Here is a 15,660-nt window from a genome sequence, read left to right on the forward strand (position 1 = left end):
GAAAAGGGAGTCTTTCCAGACACCCGGAAACGTTATACCAACATTATTTAACGAAAGGCATTCCCAATTGCGTGAGCAATTCACGGGACTCTTCGTCTGTTTTCGCCGTTGTAACAATAACAATATCCATACCGCGGACTTTGTCTACTTTATCATACTCGATCTCTGGGAAGATCAGTTGTTCTTTCAGACCCAGTGTATAGTTACCACGTCCGTCGAAAGCTTTGCTCGATACACCGCGGAAGTCGCGGACACGAGGAAGCGTAACGTTGAACAGTTTATCGAGGAAGAAGTACATGCGCTCGCCGCGCAAAGTTACTTTCACACCGATAGGCATGTTCTCACGCAGTTTGAAACCTGCGATAGATTTTTTAGCACGAGTGATAACAGGTTTTTGTCCTGCAATCAGTTGCAAATCGTTTACAGCGGAATCCAACACTTTGGAGTTTTGGACAGCATCGCCCACACCCATGTTGATAACGATTTTCTCGATTTTCGGCACTTGCATTACCGTTGTATAGTTAAACTTCTGCATCAAAGCAGGAGCGATTTCGTTCAGGTAACGTTCTTTCATTCTTGCTGCCATGAATCATATACCTCCTTTCTCATTCGGTTCAATTAGTCGATAATTTCTCCGGAACGTTTAGCAACGCGCACTTTCTTTCCGTTATCCAACACTTTGTAACCTACACGGGTTACTTTTCCGCTCTTTGGATCGATGTGCATTACGTTGGAAACGTGAATCGGAGCTTCCTTCTCGATAATGCCGCCTTGCGGATTTTGCTGGTTAGGCTTCTGGTGTTTTTTAATCATGTTAACACCTTCCACAAGGACGCGGTTCTCACGAGGATAAGCAGCGATGACACGGCCTTTTTTACCTTTGTCTTTACCGCTGATCACCATAACTGTATCTTCTTTTTTAACATGAAGTTTATTGTTATGGGATTCCAGAACTTTCTTCACTCTTGGCATTTCGTACACCTCCTGTTTCTAACATCACGAGATTAAGCTTTAGATAACTTCTGGGGCCAAGGAAACGATTTTCATGAAGTCTTTCTCGCGAAGTTCACGAGCAACAGGTCCGAAAATACGTGTTCCACGTGGGCTTCTGTCGTCTTTTACAACAACTGCTGCATTTTCATCAAAACCGATGTAGGAACCGTCTTTACGACGTACAGAACGTTTCGTACGAACGACAACCGCTCTAACTACATCACCTTTTTTGACAACGCCGCCTGGTGTTGCTTGTTTTACAGAACAAACGATCAGATCACCGATTTGAGCTGTACGACGTCCCGTACCGCCGAGTACGCGGATACACATCAGTTCCTTCGCACCGGAGTTGTCAGCCACAGTCAAACGTGTAAATGGTTGAATCATTTAGTATTCCTCCTTTCAGCTATGCTGCTGATGCATTAGATGATAACCGCTTTTTCTACGATTTCAGTAAGTCTCCAGCGTTTATCTTTCGAAAGCGGACGAGTCTCCATGATTTTCACCGTGTCACCGATTTTCGCAGTGTTTTCTTCGTCATGCGCTTTGAATTTTTTAGTAACCTTAATGCGTTTATGGTACAGGTTGTGTTTTTTGTAAGTTTCTACAGCAACAACAATCGTTTTGTCCATTTTATCGCTGACCACTTTACCGGTTTGCACTTTACGTGCGTTACGTTCTTCGCTCATTGTTGGCCTCCTTCCTGATTACGGACGGAATATACATCCGATCCCTAATTAACCGATTCCCAATTCTCTTTCACGGATAATGGTTTTAGCACGAGCTATTTCTTTCCGCACATCACGGATTCGAGTCGGGTTATCCAGCTGACCGGTAGCGAGTTGAAAGCGGAGGTTAAAGAGTTCTTCTTTAAATCCGGCAATCTTTTGCTCGATTTCAGCAGAGGTTAGGTTGCGAAATTCACTAGCTTTCATTTGCTTCACCACCCAATTCTTCACGTTTCACAAACTTCGTTTTGATTGGCAGTTTGTGAGCGGCAAGACGCATCGCTTCGCGTGCGATCTCCTCCGGTACACCAGCAAGTTCAAACATGATCTTACCTGGTTTCACAACTGCAACCCATTTTTCTACGTTACCTTTACCGCTACCCATCCGAACCTCGAGAGGCTTTTGAGTGATTGGTTTGTCTGGGAAGATCTTGATCCAAACTTTACCACCACGTTTGATGTAACGAGTCATCGCAATACGAGCCGCTTCGATTTGACGGTTCGTAATCCAAGCCGGTTCCGTAGCTTGCAGACCGTATTCGCCAAAGTTCAGCGTAGTTCCGCCTTTAGCCTGGCCCTTCATATGTCCACGTTGTTGCTTACGGTGTTTTACACGTTTTGGTACCAACATGATTAGTTGCCTCCTTCCTTAGCAGCTTGTTTCTTAGCCGTAGGAAGAACCTCTCCACGATAGATCCATACTTTTACGCCGATACGGCCGTAAGTTGTATGAGCCTCTGCTGTACCGTAGTCGATGTCGGCACGAAGCGTGTGCAGTGGAACAGTTCCTTCGCTGTAGCCTTCCGAACGAGCAATCTCAGCACCGCCAAGACGTCCGCCCACTTGCGTTTTAATACCTTTTGCACCAGAGCGCATTGTTCTTTGAATAGCTTGTTTCAACGCACGACGGAAAGAAACACGACGTTCCAATTGTTGTGCAATGCTTTCTGCTACCAGGATTGCGTCCAGGTCTTGGTTCTTAATTTCAGAGATGTTGATGTGTACTTTTTTACCGCCTGCGATTTTCGTGATTTGATTACGCAGATTTTCAACTTCCGAACCACCTTTACCGATAACCATACCTGGTTTCGCAGTGTGAATCGTTACGTTTACGCGGTTAGCCGCTCTCTCGATTTCAACACGAGACATAGCGGAGTCTTTCAATTTATTTTTCAGGAATTCACGAATTTTCACGTCTTCCATCAAAAGATCGCCGAAGTCTTTACCTGCATACCACTTAGATTCCCAGTCACGGATAATTCCGACACGGAGTCCGACTGGATTTACCTTTTGGCCCACACATTTCCCCTCCTTCTACTTTTCAGATACCACCAAAGTGATGTGGCTAGTACGTTTGTTAATACGACTTGCACGTCCCATTGCACGAGGGCGGAAACGTTTCATTGTCGGTCCTTGGTTCACGTAAGCTTGCGAAATGACCAAGTTATTAACATCCAAAGAATAGTTATGTTCCGCATTTGCAATCGCGGAGTTAAGCAACTTCTCAACAATCGGAGAAGCGGATTTCGGAGTGTGACGGAGAATGGCAACCGCCTCACCAACTTGCTTGCCGCGAATCAAGTCAACAACGAGTTGAACTTTACGAGGAGCAATCCGGATAAACTTAGCATGTGCTTTTGCTTCCATTGTGTAACCTCCTCTCAAACATTAAAGATGTTCATTTATCTTCTTGTTTTCTTGTCATCATCAGTATGGCCTTTGTACGTACGGGTTGGAGCGAACTCACCCAGTTTGTGTCCGACCATGTCCTCAGTTACGTATACTGGCACGTGTTTACGACCATCATATACGCCAAATGTGTGTCCGATGAATTGCGGGAAAATTGTAGAACGACGGGACCAGGTTTTAATAACAAGCTTTTTACCGGATGCTTCCATCTCTTCTACCTTTTTCAGCATGTAGCCATCAATGAATGGCCCTTTTTTCAAACTGCGACCCATGTGGAGATCCTCCCTTCAAACGTAGCTATTATGCATCCGCAGATGCCTCACGAAGTTATGCACAGAGTGTATTACTTCGTGCGGCGGCGAATGATGTATTTATCAGAAGCTTTATTTTTCTTACGCGTTTTGTAACCAAGAGTAGGTTTACCCCATGGTGACATTGGCGATTTACGTCCGATTGGAGCACGACCTTCACCACCACCGTGTGGGTGATCGTTAGGGTTCATTACTACACCACGAACTTCAGGACGTTGTCCCAACCAACGGCTACGACCGGCTTTACCGATTTTGATGAGCTCGTGGTCTTGGTTACCAACAGATCCGATTGTTGCACGGCAAACTTTCAGAATACGACGAACTTCTCCGGAAGAGAGACGAACAGATACGTATTTTTCTTCTTTACCAAGCAATTGAGCTTCTGTACCAGCAGCACGAACCAATTGTCCGCCTTTACCTGGTTTCAACTCGATGTTGTGGATAACGGTACCTACTGGAATGTTTTCAAGTGGCAGTGCGTTACCGATTTTGATGTCTGCTTCAGGACCGGAGAATACTTGATCGCCAACTTTCAGACCTTTAGGAGCGATGATGTAACGTTTCTCACCATCAGCGTAGTGAATCAAAGCGATGTTGGATGTACGGTTCGGGTCATACTCAATCGTAGCAACGCGGCCCGGTATTCCATCTTTAGTACGTTTGAAGTCAATGATACGGTATTTACGTTTGTGTCCACCACCGTGGTGACGAACTGTAATTTTACCTTGGTTGTTGCGGCCTGCTTGTTTGCTCAACGGGGCCAACAACGATTTCTCCGGCTTATCTGTGGTGATTTCCTCAAATGTAGAAACGGACATGTTCCGTCTTGCCGGGGATGTTGGTTTATACTTTTTGATTGGCACTAGGTTTCCCTCCTTACTTCAAAAATTTCAATTATACAGTTTCAAAGAACTCAAGCGTTTTGCTGTCTTGTGTCAGCGTTACAAACGCTTTTTTCCATTCGCTTGTATATCCGGAATAACGTCCGTACCGTTTAGGCTTAGCTGGAACACGCAGAGTGTTCACGTTTTTCACTTTTACGTTGAAAATAGCTTCTACGGCTTTTTTGATCTCGGTTTTGTTTGCACGGATATCGACTTCAAATACATATTTCAAGTCATTCATCATGTCAGCAGTACGTTCCGTAATAATCGGACGTTTTACAATATCACGAGGATCCTTCATTACGCGAGCACCTCCTCTACCTTCTGAACTGCTTCTTTCGTAATGATCAGTTTGTCGTGCGAAAGCACGTCAAGAACATTAATGCCGTCAGCAGCTACGAATTTCACGCCAGGAATATTCCGTGCGGAAAGAGCCACATTATCATCATAGCTAGGAGCTACGATCAAAGCTTTGCGTCCAACTTTCAAGTTGTTCAAGATGGCTGCAAATTCTTTTGTTTTAGGTGTGCTCAGCGAGAGAGCATCCAGAACGATAATGTCATTGTCGAGCACTTTGGATGAAAGAGCTGATTTGATCGCCAAACGGCGAACTTTCTTAGGCAGTTTGTATGCATAGCTCCGTGGTGTCGGACCAAATACGATACCGCCGCCTTTCCATTGTGGAGAACGAATCGAACCTTGACGAGCGCGACCTGTACCTTTTTGTTTCCAAGGTTTACGTCCACCGCCACGTACTTCAGAACGTCCTTTTACTTTGTGGGTACCTTGACGAAGGGAAGCGCGTTGCATAAGAACTGCATCGTACAGAACGTGTTGGTTCGGCTCAATTCCGAAAACCGCATCGTTCAATTCAACTTCGCCTACTTGGCTACCATCTACATTGTAAACTGATACTTTTGGCATTTTGTGTTCCTCCTTTCTTCAGTGGTTATTTTTTCACCGTTTCTTTAACTTTTACAAGGCTGTTCTTCGGTCCAGGAATGGAACCTTTCACGAGCAACACGTTACGTTCAGCGTCTACTTTAACAACTTCAAGACGTTGGATTGTAACAGTCTCATGTCCCATGTGTCCTGGCAAGTGTTTGCCTTTAGGAACGCGGTTAGCTTGGATCGAACCCATCGAACCTGGGCCACGGTGATAACGAGAACCGTGAGACATAGGTCCAGTGCTTTGTCCCCAACGTTTAATTACGCCGGCAAAACCTTTACCTTTAGAAATACCTGTTACGTCAACGAACTCGCCTTCTGCGAAAATGTCAGCTTTCAATTCTTGGCCAACTTCATATTCCGCGATGTTAATTCCGCGAAGTTCACGAACGTAGCGCTTAGGTGCAGTATTCGCTTTTTTAGCGTGTCCTGCTTCTGGCTTGTTAGCATTTTTCTCTTTCTTATCGGAGTAACCGATTTGAACTGCTTCGTAGCCATCGTTCTCAAGATCTTTCTTTTGTAAAACAACACAAGGTCCTGCTTCGATAACTGTTACTGGAACAACGTTACCTTCAGGTGTAAAGACTTGAGTCATTCCAAGTTTTTTTCCTAAGATACCTTTCATGTTGACACCTCTTTTCCTTTATGAATAATCTTTTGTTGCTTTAGATTACAATTTAATTTCGATATCTACACCGGACGGCAGATCCAAGCGCATCAAGGCATCCACAGTTTGTGGAGTCGGGTTAACGATGTCGATCAAACGCTTATGTGTGCGTTGTTCGAATTGTTCCCGAGAATCCTTGTACTTGTGCACCGCACGAAGAATAGTAATGATTTGTTTTTCAGTTGGAAGCGGAATCGGACCGGATACACCAGCACCCGAACGTTTTGCAGTTTCAACAATTTTCTCCGCGGATTGATCAAGAATTCTGTGGTCGTAAGCTTTCAAACGAATACGAATTTTTTGCTTTGCCATTTTAGTCCCTCCTTCTATCGCCCAATTTGGTATCGGACATACTCCGTGAAAATTTTCTAGCCACTGTCCCATGGCAAAGGGGCCGGGTGTGCCAGTAACCTCTCACATCATCGCAACGTCACAGAACAACATTCATTATTATATAGAAAAGATGGGCATATTGCAAGCATATTTAAGAAAAACATTTAAACTTATCTTTTCATCTGAAATGACTTTGTTTAATGCGTTGTTTCGTTCCATATGCAAGCTGCCTTAACCAATCTTTCTCCACAAGCCTGAATGCTCTTCAACCTTATGACGCAGGTTCCGAATCATATACATAATAAAAGAGTTCTTTATCCGATGTCGGATAAAGAACTCTTCCGAAGCTTCGTTACAATACAATGTTACTCGTTCCAGTACACTGTTTCATATGCTTACTCAGCGTTATGCCGAATTATTTTTGGATGCTAGCTACGGAACCGGCACCAACTGTACGTCCGCCTTCACGAATGGAGAACTTAGTTCCTTCTTCAATCGCGATTGGGGAGATCAGGGAAACAGTAACAGTGATGTTATCACCAGGCATTACCATTTCTGTACCTTCAGGCAAGTTGATGATGCCTGTTACGTCAGTTGTACGGAAGTAGAACTGTGGACGGTAACCAGTGAAGAATGGTTTGTGACGTCCACCCTCTTCTTTAGTCAAAACGTAGATTTGAGCAGTGAATTCTGTGTGAGGCTTAACAGAACCTGGTTTAGCCAAAACTTGGCCACGCTCGATGTTGTTACGGTCTACACCACGAAGAAGGGCACCGATGTTGTCACCAGCTTGAGCGGAATCCAGCAATTTGCGGAACATCTCAACGCCTGTAACTACGGATTTTTTAGTTTCTTCAGTGATACCAACGATTTCGATCTCTTCGCCGACTTTAACAGTACCACGCTCTACACGGCCTGTAGCAACAGTACCACGACCAGTGATGGAGAATACGTCCTCGACAGGCATCAAGAAAGGCTTGTCAGTTTGACGCTCAGGCAGTGGGATGTAAGTATCGATTTCTTTGAACATCTCAACGATTTTTTGAGCCCACTCACCATCAGGGTTTTGCAGAGCTTCACGAGCGGATCCACGAGTGATTGGAGTATCGTCACCTGGGAACTCATATTCGTTAAGAAGGTCGCGAACTTCCATCTCTACCAATTCCAACAACTCTTCGTCTTCGACCATATCACATTTGTTCAAGAATACAACAATGTAAGGTACGCCTACTTGACGGGAGAGCAAGATGTGCTCACGAGTTTGTGGCATTGGGCCGTCAGCTGCGGATACTACCAAGATAGCTCCGTCCATTTGTGCCGCGCCAGTGATCATGTTTTTAACATAGTCGGCGTGACCTGGGCAGTCTACGTGAGCGTAGTGACGAGTGTCAGTTTCATACTCAACGTGTGCTGTGGAGATTGTGATACCGCGCTCGCGCTCTTCTGGAGCTTTGTCGATTTGGTCGAATGCTACAGCTGCACCACCATAAGTTTTGGACAATACAGTAGTGATTGCAGCAGTCAGAGTTGTTTTACCATGGTCGACGTGACCGATAGTACCAATGTTAACGTGTGGTTTATTACGTTCGTATTTAGCCTTTGCCATTTGAACGTGGCCTCCTTAAAATTATATATTTTATGTTTACACTAGGCGAAGTGCAAAGAATACGAGATTCTTATGCACTTGAATCTAGTGTGAGAAAACTACTCGGTGCCTTTTGTTTTTGCAACAATCTCTTCAGCGATGCTCTTAGGAACTTCTTCATAGTGAGAGAGCTCCATGGAGAATACGCCGCGTCCTTGAGTACCGGAACGAAGAGTTGTGGAGTATCCGAACATTTCGGAGAGAGGTACCTTAGCGCGAATGATTTGAGCTCCACTACGGGAATCCATACCTTCGATGCGGCCACGACGGGAGTTAAGCATACCCATTACGTCACCCATGTACTCTTCCGGAACAGTTACTTCCACTTTCATGATTGGCTCAAGCAGAACTGGACTACATTTGTCTTTTGCTGCTTTCAGCGCCATCGATCCGGCAATTTTAAATGCCATCTCGTTGGAATCGACATCATGATAAGATCCATCTACGATTGTAGCCTTAACGTCAACAAGCGGGAAGCCTGCGATAACGCCGTTTTTCATTTGCTCTTCAATTCCCGCAAGAGCTGGTTGAATGTATTCTCTTGGAACAGATCCACCGACAACCTTACTTTCGAACTGGCTGCCTGTACCTGGTTCTAGAGGTTCGAATTCAACCCATACGTGACCGTATTGACCACGACCACCGGATTGACGTACGAATTTACCTTCAACGCGCGCTGGAGCACGGAATGTTTCACGGTAAGCTACTTGTGGTTTACCCACAGTAGTTTCAACCTTGAACTCACGACGCATACGGTCGATGATGATATCAAGGTGAAGCTCACCCATACCTGCCAAGATGGTTTGACCTGTTTCTTCGTCAGTATGAGCACGAAGAGTTGGATCCTCTTCAGTCAACTTACCGAGAGCAACACCCATTTTATCTTGGTCAGCTTTGGTTTTAGGTTCAACGGCGATTTCGATAACCGGATCAGGGAAGTTCATTGACTCCAGGATAACCGGATTTTTCTCATCACATAGTGTATCACCTGTACCCGTATCTTTCAAACCTACGGCAGCTGCAATATCACCGGAGTAAACTTCAGTGATCTCTTGACGGCTGTTCGCATGCATTTGAAGGATACGACCGATACGCTCACGTTTGTTTTTAGTGGCATTCAAGACATATGAACCGGATTGAAGAACACCGGAGTATACGCGGAAGAATGTCAATTTACCAACGTAAGGGTCAGTCATGATTTTGAATGCCAATGCGGAGAATGGCTCTTCATCAGAGGACTTACGAACTGCTTCAGTTCCATCTTCAAGATGACCTGTGATTGATGGTACATCTGTTGGAGCTGGCAAGTAGTCGATAACAGCATCCAACATCAGTTGAACACCTTTGTTACGATATGAGGATCCACAGATAACCGGGAAGATCTTAACATCTACAACACCTTTACGGAGTACGGATTTGATCTCATCAATTGTGATCTCTTCGCCTTCCAGGTATTTCATTGTCAAATCTTCATCCAGTTCAGCAACGCGCTCAATCAACTCGTTGCGAAGTTCTTCAACTTGATCTGCAAATTCTGCAGGAATTTCGGTTTCTTCGATATCTTGTCCCAGGTCATCTTTGTACATATGAGCCTTTTGAGCAACGATATCAATGATACCTTTGAAATCATTTTCAGCGCCGATTGGAAGTTGAATCGCAACAGCGTTCGCTTGAAGGCGATCACGCATGTCAGATACAACGTTCAGGAAGTCAGCACCGATGATATCCATTTTGTTTACGTAAGCGATACGAGGTACGCCGTACTTGTCAGCCTGTCTCCATACGGTTTCGGACTGAGGCTCAACGCCTTCTTTCGCACTGAATACACCAACTGCTCCGTCCAATACACGAAGGGAACGTTCAACTTCAACAGTGAAGTCAACGTGTCCCGGGGTATCAATGATATTAACGCGGTGGCCCTTCCAAGCAGCGGTAGTCGCAGCGGAAGTAATCGTAATTCCGCGCTCCTGTTCCTGTTCCATCCAGTCCATTGTAGCAGCACCTTCGTGTACTTCACCGATTTTGTGCGTACGGCCTGTGTAGAACAAGATCCGCTCAGTTGTAGTGGTTTTACCCGCGTCAATATGAGCCATGATCCCGATATTACGTGTATTTTTCAAGGAGAACTCTCTTGCCATGAATTGGGTCTCCCTTCAAAATAGAAGTTATTATTGTGAACTGAATCCTACCAACGGTAGTGAGCAAACGCTTTGTTCGCTTCAGCCATTTTGTGCGTATCTTCACGTTTCTTAACGGAAGCGCCTGTGTTGTTGGAAGCGTCGATGATCTCAGCCGCCAAACGCTCTTCCATTGTTTTCTCACCGCGGTTGCGGGAGTAGTTCACGAGCCAACGTAATCCCAGGGAAGTACGTCTCTCTGGTTTTACCTCGATTGGTACTTGGTAGTTGGCACCGCCGACACGGCGAGCTTTAACTTCCAGGACTGGCATGATATTCTTGATTGCTGCTTCAAATACTTCCATCGGGTCATTACCCGTACGTTCTTGAATCAACTTGAACGCATTATACAGAATGCTTTGAGCAACACCGCGTTTTCCGTCGAGCATGATGCGGTTGATCAAACGAGTAACCAACTTGCTGTTGTATACCGGATCTGGCAACACGTCTCTTTTCGTAACTGGACCTTTGCGTGGCATGGATATCCCCCTTTCTTTCTTCTTCAGCTGATTCCTGCACCTTCTATGGCCTTAACCTAGAAGGTATTCAGAATAGCTTCTTATAATGGTTTAGGCTTTTTTAGCTTTTGGACGTTTAGCACCGTATTTCGAACGTGCTTGCATACGATTGTTAACGCCTGCTGTATCAAGAGCTCCACGAACGATGTGATAACGAACTCCTGCAAGGTCTTTAACTTTACCTCCGCGGATCAACACAACACTGTGCTCTTGAAGGTTATGTCCGATACCCGGGATATAAGCAGTTACCTCGAGACGGTTCGTCAAACGAACACGGGCATACTTACGAAGTGCAGAGTTTGGTTTACGTGGAGTCATTGTACCTACACGAGTGCAGACACCACGTTTTTGTGGGGCACTGATGTTAGTCGATTCACGTTTCAAAGCGTTGAACCCTTTTTGCAAAGCTGGCGATTTGGACTTGTCAACTTTTGCTTGACGTCCTTTACGTACCAGTTGGTTAATAGTTGGCATGTGATTGCCACCCCCTTCCTCAATTGTTCATGTTTCTTTATAAACCTCTTTTCGCTAAGTCCACAGACCCAGGCGGTTCATAAAAAGACAAATGAAAAGTTTTTGCCTTGGAGAATCCCTAAAAGTTCTCGGACAAAAACGTTCCTTACCCTATCATTTGACGACAGCAGCCATCGCTGCTCCCACTCCAATCCCGCAAGCTTTGCCGAGATTTTTCATTGTATCCACTTTCGTGTACTTCACATTGTGTTGTTCACATAAGGCAATGATTTTGGAAGTGAGCTGCGGATCACTATCTTCAGCCACATAGACCTCAGAAGCCATTCCTGATTGAACCATCCGCATGGTCTGTTTGGTACCAATTTTGACATGAGCATCTTGCAGACCTTTTTCATTAGACATGTTCATTCCTCCGAATAGGACCATATACAACAGCTGCCCACGCACCTTTGATATATTAGCATCTAGCGCAAGCAATGTCAATGCTAATTACAAAACATTAATTTGCAATTTTGCCGTTTCGGGAAACGTCCGCCTGTATGAAACAGTCGTCCGTCTCCCGGCGTACAAAAATCTATTCTACTCTCTTATGAGAGAGCGAATTAATTAATCAACAGAAACTGGCTCAAGTTCTTCTACTGAAGATTGACCATCTTCTGGCTCGGCAAATTTGATGCTGCGGTAACGGTGCATACCTGTACCTGCAGGAATCAATTTACCGATAATTACATTTTCTTTCAGACCGAGCAGCTGATCGACTTTACCTTTGATCGCCGCATCTGTCAATACACGTGTAGTCTCTTGGAACGAAGCCGCTGAGAGGAAAGAGTCTGTTTCCAGAGACGCTTTTGTAATACCGAGCAAGATTGGTTTTGCAACCGCTGGCTCTTTATCACTCAGAATCGCTATTTTGTTAGCTCTTTCGTACTCATGAGTATCCACGAATGATCCTGGCAATAGCGTTGTATCTCCCGCATCAACGATACGGATTTTACGCAACATTTGACGGATCATAACTTCAACGTGTTTATCGTTAATTTCTACGCCTTGGTTACGGTATACGCGCTGTACTTCCTGCAAAATGTAGTTTTGTACGCCACGTACGCCTTTAATGCGCAGCATTTCTTTAGGATCGATAGAACCGTCAGTCAATTCGTCGCCTGCCTCAATTTCCATGCCTTCGCTTACGCGTACACGGGAACCGTAGGTAACAGAGTAAACTTTGGATTCTGCCTCACCTTGAATTTCGATTTCACGACGATCTTTCGCTTCGCGAATCTCTTTAACAACACCATCAATCTCACTGATCGTTGCTTGACCCTTAGGATTACGAGCCTCAAACAACTCCTGAATACGCGGCAAACCTTGCGTAATATCGTCTCCGGCTACACCACCGGTGTGGAACGTACGCATTGTAAGCTGTGTTCCCGGCTCACCAATGGATTGTGCTGCGATAATACCAACTGCTTCACCAATCTCCACGTGTTTACCTGTTGCCAGGTTGCGACCGTAACACTTCTTGCAGACACCGTGACTTGCACGGCAGCTGAGTACGGAGCGGATTTGCAATTTGGTTACACCCGCTTTAATGATTGCCTCAGCTTTGTCGGAGTCAATCAGTTCATTGCGGTGTGCAATAATTTCTTTTGTTTCCGGATGACGAACAGTCTCGAAGCAGTATCTGCCTTCAATACGGTCGTAGAGATCCTCAATAACCTCTTTACCATCCTGGATTCGACTTACCGTGAAGCCTTTATCTGTTCCACAATCATCTTCACGCACGATTACGTCTTGTGCCACGTCTACGAGACGACGAGTCAGGTAACCTGAATCCGCTGTACGCAGAGCCGTATCGGCCAAACCTTTACGGGCACCGTGAGTCGAGATGAAGTATTCGAGTACCGTCAGACCTTCACGGAAGTTCGATTTGATTGGGAGTTCGATGATCCGACCGGATGGGTTGGCCATCAGACCACGCATACCGCCCAATTGGGTGATTTGCGATTTGTTACCACGCGCTTTAGAGTCAACCATCATCATGATGGAATTGTAACGGTCCATCGATTTCATCAGAATCTCGGTGATATCATCTTTCGATTTCGACCAGATGTCAATGATGCGGTCATAACGCTCCTCGTTTGTAATCAGACCACGACGGTACTGGTTCGTAACGATTTGCGCTTTTTCTTCGGACTGTCTGAGAATTTCAAATTTCTCAGGCGGTACGATAACATCCGATACCGCAACCGTAATACCGGCACGAGTGGAGTATGTGAATCCGAGTTGTTTGATTTTATCCAAAATAACGGCTGTTTCCGTTGTGTGATAAATTTCAAAACAACGTGCGATGATAGAACCGAGGTATTCTTTACCCACACCGCCAGCCAAAGGAGCATTCATGATGGCTTCTCTAAGGTCAGCACCCTTTTCATACACAAATGAATGCTCTGCAGTACCTTGGTACAGGTTTGCACGTGTTGCATCATTGATGTAAGGGAAGCTTGCCGGGAAGATTTCATTAAAGATGATTTTGCCGATGGTAGTCAGCAACATTGCATCTTGTTGCTCTTCGGTGAAGATGGTTTTACCAAGTGCTCTAACCGGGATGGCTACACGTGCATGCAATCCTGCAGTTCCACGTTGATACGCAGATACCGCTTCGTTAACTGTACGCAAAATCATACCTGTTCCCTTTTCTTCCTTGTTGTCCATGGTCAGGTAATAAGAACCAAGCACCATATCCTGGGAAGGGGTAACAACCGGTTTACCGTCTTTCGGGTTCAAAATGTTGCCTGATGCAAGCATCAGGATACGTGCTTCCGCTTGAGCTTCAGCGGACAATGGAACGTGCACGGCCATTTGGTCACCGTCAAAGTCGGCATTGTAAGCCGTACATACGAGTGGGTGAAGACGAATCGCTTTACCTTCAACAAGAATCGGTTCAAATGCTTGAATACCGAGACGGTGAAGCGTAGGGGCACGGTTCAGAAGAACCGGATGCTCCTTGATTACTTCTTCAAGAACATCCCATACTTCAGGACTTACACGCTCAACTTTACGTTTAGCGCTCTTGATGTTGTGGGCAAGCCCTTTATTTACAAGCTCTTTCATGACGAAAGGCTTGAACAGTTCAAGTGCCATATCTTTTGGCAGACCACATTGATACATTTTCAGGTAAGGTCCAACCACGATAACGGAACGACCGGAATAGTCAACCCGTTTACCGAGCAAGTTCTGACGGAAACGTCCTTGTTTACCTTTCAGCATGTGGCTGAGAGATTTCAATGGACGGTTACCCGGACCTGTTACAGGGCGTCCGCGACGACCGTTGTCGATCAATGCGTCAACCGCTTCCTGCAGCATCCGTTTCTCATTTTGCACGATAATGTCTGGTGCGCCAAGGTCAAGCAGACGTTTCAGACGGTTGTTCCGGTTGATTACACGGCGATACAGATCATTCAGGTCAGACGTTGCAAAACGTCCACCATCCAGCTGTACCATTGGACGAAGTTCCGGCGGGATAACAGGAAGTACATCCATGATCATCCACTCAGGTTTGTTACCCGAGTTGCGGAATGCTTCGATAACTTCCAAACGTTTGATTGCACGGTTACGACGTTGTCCTTGTGCAGTCCGGAGCTCTTCTTTCAGAAACTCGAGCTCTTTGTCTATATCAAGGTCTTGAAGCAATTTCTTAACCGCTTCGGCACCCATGCCAGCCTGGAAACCATATCCGTATTTTTCACGATAGCTGCGGTATTCTTTCTCGGACAACAGCTGTTTTCTCTCCAGTGGAGTTTCTCCTGGATCGGTTACTACATATGATGCAAAATAAATAATCTCCTCGAGAGATCTTGGAGACATATCCAAAGCGAGACCCATGCGGCTCGGAATACCTTTGAAGTACCAGATGTGCGATACCGGAGCAGCGAGCTCAATATGACCCATCCGTTCGCGGCGTACTTTCGCACGTGTAACTTCAACGCCACAACGATCACAGACAACGCCTTTATAACGGACGCGTTTGTATTTACCGCAATGACATTCCCAGTCTTTTGTAGGGCCAAAAATCTTTTCGCAGAACAGCCCTTCTTTTTCCGGTTTCAACGTACGATAGTTGATCGTTTCCGGTTTTTTCACTTCTCCGCGGGACCAAGAACGAATTTTTTCTGGGGAAGCAAGCCCGATCTTCATGTATTCGAAATTGTTGACGTCCAACAAGGAGCAACCCTCCTTAACCAAGTCCTGTATTCTAGGTTACGCCCCCTCCGGCCGAAGCCGGAGCAAGACGCG

Annotated in this window: 20 protein-coding genes; all 20 read right to left on the bottom strand. The window is 45.5% G+C overall.

The features are described 5' to 3' along the window. Nucleotides 1-43 precede the first annotated feature (43 nt). The gene (gene rplE, locus ACFTRD_RS31565) at nt 44-586 is read right to left on the bottom strand and encodes a 50S ribosomal protein L5 (protein ID WP_062329467.1); all 543 of its coding nucleotides are present in this window, start codon (nt 584-586) and stop codon (nt 44-46) included. Nucleotides 587-618: 32 nt separating this feature from the next. Then, nucleotides 619-972, bottom strand: coding sequence for a 50S ribosomal protein L24 (gene rplX, locus ACFTRD_RS31570; RefSeq protein WP_024633578.1), 354 nt, complete (start codon nt 970-972; stop codon nt 619-621). Between the two features lie 39 nt (nt 973-1,011). Beyond that, nucleotides 1,012-1,380, bottom strand: a complete 369-nt coding sequence (rplN, locus tag ACFTRD_RS31575) for a 50S ribosomal protein L14 (RefSeq protein WP_024633579.1) — start codon at nt 1,378-1,380, stop codon at nt 1,012-1,014. A 35-nt stretch (nt 1,381-1,415) separates the two neighbouring features. Continuing rightward, nucleotides 1,416-1,682, bottom strand: coding sequence for a 30S ribosomal protein S17 (gene rpsQ, locus ACFTRD_RS31580; RefSeq protein ID WP_017692084.1), 267 nt, complete (start codon nt 1,680-1,682; stop codon nt 1,416-1,418). A 48-nt stretch (nt 1,683-1,730) separates the two neighbouring features. Then, nucleotides 1,731-1,928, bottom strand: a complete 198-nt coding sequence (gene rpmC / locus ACFTRD_RS31585; protein ID WP_017692083.1) for a 50S ribosomal protein L29 — start codon at nt 1,926-1,928, stop codon at nt 1,731-1,733. After that, the gene (rplP, locus tag ACFTRD_RS31590) at nt 1,918-2,352 is read right to left on the bottom strand and encodes a 50S ribosomal protein L16 (protein WP_017692082.1); all 435 of its coding nucleotides are present in this window, start codon (nt 2,350-2,352) and stop codon (nt 1,918-1,920) included. The genes rpmC and rplP overlap by 11 nt, the downstream gene beginning before the upstream one ends. Before the next feature lie 2 nt (nt 2,353-2,354). Next, on the bottom strand, nt 2,355-3,020 hold the full coding sequence (gene rpsC / locus ACFTRD_RS31595) for a 30S ribosomal protein S3 (RefSeq protein ID WP_024633582.1): 666 nt from the start codon (nt 3,018-3,020) through the stop codon (nt 2,355-2,357). A 15-nt stretch (nt 3,021-3,035) separates the two neighbouring features. Further along, nucleotides 3,036-3,368: a 50S ribosomal protein L22 gene (rplV, locus tag ACFTRD_RS31600; protein ID WP_024633583.1), complete on the bottom strand. Its 333-nt coding sequence runs from the start codon at nt 3,366-3,368 to the stop codon at nt 3,036-3,038. 35 nt (nt 3,369-3,403) lie between these two features. After that, nucleotides 3,404-3,682 (bottom strand): 30S ribosomal protein S19, encoded by a 279-nt coding sequence (gene rpsS, locus ACFTRD_RS31605; RefSeq protein ID WP_024633584.1) that lies wholly within the window; start codon nt 3,680-3,682, stop codon nt 3,404-3,406. A 71-nt stretch (nt 3,683-3,753) separates the two neighbouring features. Beyond that, nucleotides 3,754-4,584: a 50S ribosomal protein L2 gene (gene rplB / locus ACFTRD_RS31610; protein WP_379386904.1), complete on the bottom strand. Its 831-nt coding sequence runs from the start codon at nt 4,582-4,584 to the stop codon at nt 3,754-3,756. Between the two features lie 31 nt (nt 4,585-4,615). Further along, nucleotides 4,616-4,906 (bottom strand): 50S ribosomal protein L23, encoded by a 291-nt coding sequence (rplW, locus tag ACFTRD_RS31615; protein ID WP_024633586.1) that lies wholly within the window; start codon nt 4,904-4,906, stop codon nt 4,616-4,618. Further along, nucleotides 4,906-5,529, bottom strand: a complete 624-nt coding sequence (gene rplD, locus ACFTRD_RS31620; RefSeq protein ID WP_192271095.1) for a 50S ribosomal protein L4 — start codon at nt 5,527-5,529, stop codon at nt 4,906-4,908. The genes rplW and rplD overlap by 1 nt, the downstream gene beginning before the upstream one ends. Nucleotides 5,530-5,554: 25 nt before the next feature. Beyond that, the gene (rplC, locus tag ACFTRD_RS31625; RefSeq protein ID WP_090905287.1) at nt 5,555-6,178 is read right to left on the bottom strand and encodes a 50S ribosomal protein L3; all 624 of its coding nucleotides are present in this window, start codon (nt 6,176-6,178) and stop codon (nt 5,555-5,557) included. A gap of 45 nt (nt 6,179-6,223) precedes the next feature. Continuing rightward, complete coding sequence (gene rpsJ, locus ACFTRD_RS31630) at nt 6,224-6,532, bottom strand: 30S ribosomal protein S10 (RefSeq protein ID WP_017692074.1); 309 nt, start codon at nt 6,530-6,532, stop codon at nt 6,224-6,226. 436 nt (nt 6,533-6,968) lie between these two features. Then, complete coding sequence (gene tuf / locus ACFTRD_RS31635; RefSeq protein ID WP_062329473.1) at nt 6,969-8,159, bottom strand: elongation factor Tu; 1,191 nt, start codon at nt 8,157-8,159, stop codon at nt 6,969-6,971. 98 nt (nt 8,160-8,257) lie between these two features. Beyond that, entirely contained in the window at nt 8,258-10,336 is a 2,079-nt protein-coding gene (gene fusA, locus ACFTRD_RS31640; protein ID WP_379386908.1) for an elongation factor G, read from the bottom strand. A 47-nt stretch (nt 10,337-10,383) separates the two neighbouring features. Beyond that, on the bottom strand, nt 10,384-10,854 hold the full coding sequence (gene rpsG, locus ACFTRD_RS31645; RefSeq protein ID WP_007432586.1) for a 30S ribosomal protein S7: 471 nt from the start codon (nt 10,852-10,854) through the stop codon (nt 10,384-10,386). 90 nt (nt 10,855-10,944) lie between these two features. Next, nucleotides 10,945-11,367 carry a 30S ribosomal protein S12 gene (gene rpsL / locus ACFTRD_RS31650; protein ID WP_056697677.1) on the bottom strand — a complete coding sequence of 141 codons (423 nt, stop codon included), beginning with the start codon at nt 11,365-11,367 and terminating at the stop codon, nt 10,945-10,947. A gap of 153 nt (nt 11,368-11,520) precedes the next feature. Further along, nucleotides 11,521-11,769: a ribosomal L7Ae/L30e/S12e/Gadd45 family protein gene (locus tag ACFTRD_RS31655; protein ID WP_379386912.1), complete on the bottom strand. Its 249-nt coding sequence runs from the start codon at nt 11,767-11,769 to the stop codon at nt 11,521-11,523. 204 nt (nt 11,770-11,973) lie between these two features. After that, nucleotides 11,974-15,588, bottom strand: a complete 3,615-nt coding sequence (gene rpoC / locus ACFTRD_RS31660) for a DNA-directed RNA polymerase subunit beta' (protein WP_192271099.1) — start codon at nt 15,586-15,588, stop codon at nt 11,974-11,976. Nucleotides 15,589-15,660 lie beyond the last annotated feature (72 nt).

The organism is Paenibacillus sp. NPDC056933, from assembly GCF_042674385.1.
In the GTDB taxonomy this organism is placed as follows: domain Bacteria; phylum Bacillota; class Bacilli; order Paenibacillales; family Paenibacillaceae; genus Paenibacillus.